Annotated in this window: 8 protein-coding genes; 1 reads left to right on the plus strand and 7 read right to left on the minus strand. The window is 63.9% G+C overall.

Annotated features, from left to right (window positions below; all coding sequences use genetic code 11):
* Nucleotides 1-194 precede the first annotated feature (194 nt).
* Complete coding sequence (locus PHP59_RS10875) at nt 195-464, plus strand: DUF1922 domain-containing protein (RefSeq protein ID WP_300166855.1); 270 nt, start codon at nt 195-197, stop codon at nt 462-464.
* Between the two features lies 1 nt (nt 465).
* Here the strand turns inward: PHP59_RS10875 and PHP59_RS10880 are convergent, their stop codons facing one another.
* From PHP59_RS10880 to PHP59_RS10910, 7 genes are all read right to left on the minus strand, one after another.
* Complete coding sequence (locus PHP59_RS10880; protein ID WP_300166857.1) at nt 466-615, minus strand: DNA helicase PriA; 150 nt, start codon at nt 613-615, stop codon at nt 466-468.
* Nucleotides 615-1,385 (minus strand): formylmethanofuran dehydrogenase subunit C, encoded by a 771-nt coding sequence (locus PHP59_RS10885; protein WP_300166859.1) that lies wholly within the window; start codon nt 1,383-1,385, stop codon nt 615-617. Before PHP59_RS10885 ends, PHP59_RS10880 begins: the two co-directional genes overlap by 1 nt.
* Entirely contained in the window at nt 1,385-3,085 is a 1,701-nt protein-coding gene (locus PHP59_RS10890; protein WP_300166861.1) for a formylmethanofuran dehydrogenase subunit A, read from the minus strand. Before PHP59_RS10890 ends, PHP59_RS10885 begins: the two co-directional genes overlap by 1 nt.
* Nucleotides 3,082-4,377 (minus strand): formylmethanofuran dehydrogenase subunit B, encoded by a 1,296-nt coding sequence (locus tag PHP59_RS10895; RefSeq protein WP_300166862.1) that lies wholly within the window; start codon nt 4,375-4,377, stop codon nt 3,082-3,084. Before PHP59_RS10895 ends, PHP59_RS10890 begins: the two co-directional genes overlap by 4 nt.
* On the minus strand, nt 4,374-4,775 hold the full coding sequence (locus PHP59_RS10900; protein WP_300166864.1) for a molybdopterin dinucleotide binding domain-containing protein: 402 nt from the start codon (nt 4,773-4,775) through the stop codon (nt 4,374-4,376). Before PHP59_RS10900 ends, PHP59_RS10895 begins: the two co-directional genes overlap by 4 nt.
* Complete coding sequence (locus PHP59_RS10905) at nt 4,772-5,377, minus strand: 4Fe-4S binding protein (protein ID WP_300166866.1); 606 nt, start codon at nt 5,375-5,377, stop codon at nt 4,772-4,774. Before PHP59_RS10905 ends, PHP59_RS10900 begins: the two co-directional genes overlap by 4 nt.
* 5 nt (nt 5,378-5,382) lie before the next feature.
* The coding region (locus tag PHP59_RS10910; protein WP_300166868.1) for a hypothetical protein at nt 5,383-6,152 on the minus strand (770 nt) is incomplete at its 5' end.

Genomic DNA, 6,152 nt, shown 5'->3' on the forward strand with positions numbered 1-6,152 from the left:
ATCGTCCACGGAACAGGCGGTGCTGCTGGAAAGAGAGGGCGCCTCTGGCGCTGGTAGGACGGCCGGATACGCGGGAACAGGATGGCCCGGGTGACACTCGGCGGCTGCGCTTTTGTCCGCGTGACGGTAGACCCCCCATCCTGTTCCGGTGCAGAGAGGAATCTTTTTCACAGAGCAGTGCCGATCTCCCCTTGATGTATCACGTCATCCGCTGTCCGGGGTGCCTCACCTTCACCTACGTCGATCCCTACCAGCGGTGGAAACTCTGCCATGTCTGCGGCGAGGTGATTGACGTGACCCGGTCCGCCGTCTATCTTGAAGCCGAGGACCACCGCGACGCGGAGACCATCGTCTGCAAACTTGCGGATTTTCTTGAGGACACCGGCAGGAAAGACCTGAACGATGCGGAAAAAAGAAAATTGCGTTCCGAGTACGCCCGGTGGGTCAGGAGCAGAATGATCTGAGTCACCAGCGCTTGCCGCACTTCGGGCAGAGCATCGTCACCTGCCGCCCGCAATAGGAGCAGAATATCCCCCTGCGCTCGGTATATTCGAGAGGGCGCCCGCACTTTTTGCAGTACAACGGCGCCTCATAACCGCATTCGTGCCGGATCATCACTCCAGATATTGAAAATCCCTGATGAAAAGTCTTCCCTTTCCTCTGTTTGCGATATCCCCGACAAATGCGGTGAAGGTTCTGCCGTCAGGGCCGACAGTCTCGCCGGTTCGTTCGAAGGTCGGGACCATGCCGGTGACAGTGCCGAGGACCGTGCAGGTGCCTGCCTTCATATTCCCGCATGGGCGGGCGCAGTCGCCGCCGATGGTGAGCGTCCCGCCCCTCATCTCGGCACCAGGCATGTCCCCGCAGTTCCCGTGGATGATCACCTCGCCGCCTGAAAGGTGTTCGGCGGCAAAGTCGCCGGCATCCCCGAAGACCTCCACCTTCCCCCCGGCCATCCCCTTCTTCTCGCCGCGGTACCCGGCGGCGCAGTAGTGGCCGGTGTTCCCGCGGCAGATGACGGTCCCGCCGCGGAGTTCGCGGGCAAACCATCCCGCGGCATTGCCCCTTACCTCGATGGTCCCGGCCGACATGAAGTTGCCGCAGTGCATCCCGATGTCCCCCTCGATCGTGATCCTGCCGCCGTCCATGTACTCGCCGACCCGTTTCACGCGGGAGGTGTCGCCGCGGAGGACGACCTCGACCTCGTCGGCAGAGGCGGCCTCTCCCTCGACGACGATCTCGAAGAGATCGGCGAGGCGCCGCACCTTGTTCCCCTCGTAGACGGTGACGTCCGTCCCTTTCATGAGGATGGAGGGGACGATCTTCTCGGCCTCGATGGGGATGTACGGGTTCTTCCGCTCCCGCATCGAGAGAGTGATCCGCATCAGAAGACCGCCTCCGTCTCCATACGCAGGCTTCTTTTCAGGTATTCGTCCTGCACCGGGTAGTTGCTCATGCGCACCGAGTAGTAGCGGTCGAACATCTTCACAAACTCCGCGTCGTGGCCGATGTCGTGGCCTGGCCCCATCTTCGGGTCGACCCAGATCGTCGTGTTCTCGCCGTGGACCAGGATCTCGCCGTCCCGCGTGACCGGCCGTCCCCTCTTGATCGTGTACTTCGTCCGGGAAAACGCGTCGATCACCTTCCCGTACTCCTGCGCCGGGTCGACCTCCCCGACCCGTATCGGATAGATCGCGATGTCGGCCTCGGCGCCGAGGCCGAGGTGGCCCTTCCCGATGCCGGTGATCCCGAGGGCCTTCGCCTGCCCTGCCCGCGTCATGACGGCGATCTCGTTCCAGTCGAGTTCGCGGTCCAGGGCCGGGAGGACGACCTTCGACCCGGTGTCCGGGTGGACGGTCGCGAACTCGGCGTCACGGTACTTCTTGCTCATCAGGAGGGCGATGATCTCCGGGTACTTCACGAAGGGAGCACCATTCGGGTTGTCGGTCGTGAGCATGCACTGCCAGGGGTTCTTCACCAGCAGGGCGAGTTCCAGACCGATCGCCCACATGATCGAGTTCACCAGGTTCTTTCTCCGGTAAAAGACCGGGATGATCCCCGACCCCGTCTCCAGTTCGACGTCGTGGTTCGACCACTTGTCGTGGTGGAGGCGATAGAGGTTGAACTCCATCGGGCCGTCCGCAGTCATCGTCGTCGTCTTTCCGAACATCACCTGCCCCATGTCGATGACGATCTGGGGCCTGTTGTTCACCGTGTACGCCACCGGTTCGGCCTTCGAGCAGAAGGTCTTCCAGTCGGACCCTCCGTAACTGTGGAACTGGACATGGGTGGCGTACAGGGTCTGGCGTTTCTCGTTGAGGTCGGGGATCTGGTTGAAGGTCCCGAGCGTGCAGGCGTAGTTGCCCGGGTTGCCCAGGTTGTTGCAGTGGAGGTGGACAGAGTGGGGGAGGCGGAGGGTCTCGCAGGCACGGATCATCGCCTGGATGATCTCGATCGGGGTGACCCCGAAGTTCGGGACCTCGTCGTTGATGCAGGTCAGGTTCTTCCCGAAACCCCATGCCTCGGTGCCGCCGGGGTTGGTGAGTTTGATCCCGAAGCCCTTCACCGCGGAGAGGGTCCAGCCGACGATCTCGGCGACCCTGTCCTGGTCGCCGTCCCTGATCGCATTCATAACACCCCAGTTCCCGTCGAAGAGGGTGTTCGCCATCATGTCCTGGAGGGGCGTGGCCGAGAACTCCTCGTGGGTGTGGCGGGCTTCGAGGGGCGCCATCGCCCCTTCGAGGAGGGTGGTGTATCCCATGACGGCGTAGCGGTACGAGTTCGCGTAGGTCGTCGGGACAGAGTAGCCTGACGTGGCGTGCTTCACCCCGCGCCGCGCCTCCCTCCCTGCCCGCATGTCCTCCGGGCTCATGTACCGCCCGAAGTTCACCTTCGTGCCGCAGACATGGGTGTGGGAGTCGACGCCGCCGGGGAGAGTGAGGCAGCCTTCGGCATCGATCACGGTCGCTTTCGGGCCGACGTCCTCGACGATCCGGCCGTCCCTGACGGCGATGTCCATGACCTCGCCGTCGATGCGGTTTATCGGGTCGATCACATAGGCGTTTTTGACGAGTAACTCGCTCATGGATGTCTCACCTCCTGCACTTTCTCGAAGATGCGGCCTATGACCTCCGTGTCCGTGGGATAGCCAAGGTCCAGGAACGTCTTCACGTGGATCGGAACGCCGTCCATCCGGTAGGCCGTGCCCGAGGCGTCGATGCCGGTGACGGCCGTCGGTATCTGGCACCGGCAGAGGGGCGTCGTCACCGTCCGCGCCGGGTCGATGAGCACCGTCGGGATGGATGTGAGGTGTTCCAGGCATTTCCGCGGGAAGTGGGCGCCGGGATCGCTTGCCACGATAAGGCAGGCGTCGCATTCCTTCCGCGCCAGGATGTCCACCGCCGTCGTCTCGCCCGGGTTGTAGAAGGCGATCTGCCGGGAGAAGTCGACGGCGTACGGGTACCCGGTCATCCAGGTGAAGACTTCGTTCGAGCCGTAGACATTGTAATGGCCCCGCAGGGGCGTCAGGGTCCACTTCGTGTACCTGTTCAGTTCGTCCACCAGTTCGATGGCATTCCTGACGTTCTTGTATCGGCCCGGCGCCATGGTCAGCCCGACGCCGAAGAAGAAGGCGCCGAATTTCGCACTCTTGCACATCTCCGCGATCCGTTCGAGCTGTTCCTTCGTCACGCCGGCGACGGTCGGCGGCACGACGTCGCCGCGCCCCCGCACGATCGCCCGCAGGGCCGAGAAGACCGCATAGTCGCCGCCCGGTGTGATCTGCACGAACTCGTCGGCGATGCTCGCGGTCTCGGTCTTCCTGATGTCTACGACGATGAGTTTCCTCTCCCTGAAGGAGTTCTGGAGGAAGAAACCGTCGGCATAGGTGGTGTACCGGCTCATGTGCCGCGGGTGGGCCTCGGTCGGGTTGCAACCCCAGTAGACGATCAGGTCGGCCCTGTTCTTCACCTGGCCGAGGGTGCAGCCCGGATGGCCCACCTCCTGGATGGCCAGGATAGAGGGGCCGTGGCAGACCGAGGTGGTCGAGTCGATGACGCCGCCGAGGAGTTCGGCCATGGAGACGCCGAGGCCCTGTGCCTCCCCCTGCGTGCTCGACCAGCCGTACAGCAGGGGCCGGTCGGCGTCGAGGAGGACGCCGGCGGCGTACTCGATCGCCTCGTCATAGGTGGCGTCCCGCCAGCCCGCGCCGTCCCGCATGATCGGGCCTTTCAGGCGGTCCATCGAGGCGTTCATCAGTTTGTGGGTACCGAGGGTGCAGGCATTGTCCACCCGCACGACCGCGTTCCCCTCGGTCTCGACGACGATGTCGTCGCAGAGGCAGCCGCAGAAGGGGCAGACCATGTCGGTGTGGATCATGGCATTTCCTCCGGGGAATAGGCCGCCCCGCCGATCTCTTCCATCAGGTCGGCCACGGTCGGCACCTCTCTCTCCGTCGGTTCGATCTCGACTGTCATGGTCTTGAAGTCAGGCATCCCTGTCCCGTGGGTCTCGCCCCCGAGGATATGGTTTGCATAGGGGCCGAGAGGGACGAAGACCATGCCGCGGGGCGTCCCCTCGACCGGGACGACCGAGAGGGCGACCTCGCCCGCCGGTCCCCTCACAAGGAGGTGGTCCCCGGCCTCGACGTCGAGGTCCATCATATCGACCGGGTTCATCAGGCAGCGGGAGGTCGCTTCGGCATACTCTGCCCCGGCCTTCCTGTCGAGCCCGATGCCCTGCGCCGCCGTCCTGCCGGTGTTGAAGAGGAACCTCATTCTTGCGCCCCCTGCCGCCCTTCGGCGACCCGTGCGATCGCAATGGCGTCTGTCGGGCAGACACTCTCGCAGGTCTTGCAGCCCGTGCACTTCTCTTCATGGACCACCCAGAGGTTGCCCCGGTGGATCTTCATGATCACCTCGTCGTTTGCCGAGGTGCCACCCGCGGCGAGTTGCGGGTCGGCCTCCTTGTTCACCGGGCAGGCGACGACGCAGTTGCCGCACCGCACGCAGGCCTCGGGCTTCACCGTCACCTGGTACCGCACCGTGATGTCGGTCCGGTCGCGTGTTTGCGTCTCCAGCACCCTTCCTGCGTCCAGGACGTCCTCGGGACAGGCCTCGACGCAGAGGCCGCACCTGATGCAGTGGCCCGGATAGATGTGCGGGGTCCAGGTCTCGCCGTCGCGCAGCACCTCGATCGCGCCTGGCGTCGGGCAGATCATCATGCAGGCGAGGCAGTGGGTGCACTCCTTCCCGGTGAGGGCCGGGTATCCCCTGAAGTACGGCGGGTCAACGAGGGGCGCCGTCTTTACGAAGAAGAAATTCTTGAGCCATTCGGCCCGGAGAAATTCGCGTAGATACCAGAAGATCGAGATTCCCATGCCTTTCACCTCTCATTGCACGCGATGCACGGGTCTGAACTGATGAAGGTCGAGGTGACGTCCGCGATCGAGGTGACGCCCTTGAGCATGTAGTGCGTGCAGGCGTCGATGTTCATGATCGACGGTGTCTGGATGGCGATCTCCTCGACCCGCCCGTAGCGGTCGGCTTTCACGAAGTAGGTGAGTTCGCCCCGCGGCGCTTCGCCCGAGTAGCGCACTTCTCCGCCCTTGCAGATGCCGCCGCCCCGTACCGGCCCTTCGGGCAGGCTGTCCAGGCACTGCCTGATGAGGCCGATGCTCTGGTGGAGTTCGGCAAACCGCACCATGATCCGTGCGTAGTTGTCCCCTTCGTCCCGCACGATCGGGGAGAAGCCGAGTTTCTGGTATGTCGGGTGATGGGTCCGCTGGTCCACGGCGATGCCTGAGGCCCGCGCCGTCGGCCCGACGGCATGGGCTTCGAGGGCCTGGTCCTTCGTGAGAATACCGACGCCCTTGCTCCGCAGGGCGATCATCGGCCCGGTCTCGAACATCTTCGCGTAGCGAGTAAGGTTTGTGTCGAGGAGGTCGATGGTCTCCCTGAGGACCGTCTCGTCCTCGGGCCGCAGGTCGTAGCGGACGCCGCCAGGGATCATGTACGCGGTGTTCACCCGGTTGCCGGTGATCCGTTCGAGCATGTCCAGTACGTGCTCGCGCTCATTGAGGAGGTACATGCCCAGGGTCTCGTGCTCGATCGTGTAGCAGTACGAGAAGTTGGCGATGAGGTGGCTTGCCATCC

It is taken from the genome of Methanofollis sp. (genome assembly GCF_028702905.1).
In the GTDB taxonomy this organism is placed as follows: Archaea; Halobacteriota; Methanomicrobia; order Methanomicrobiales; family Methanofollaceae; genus Methanofollis.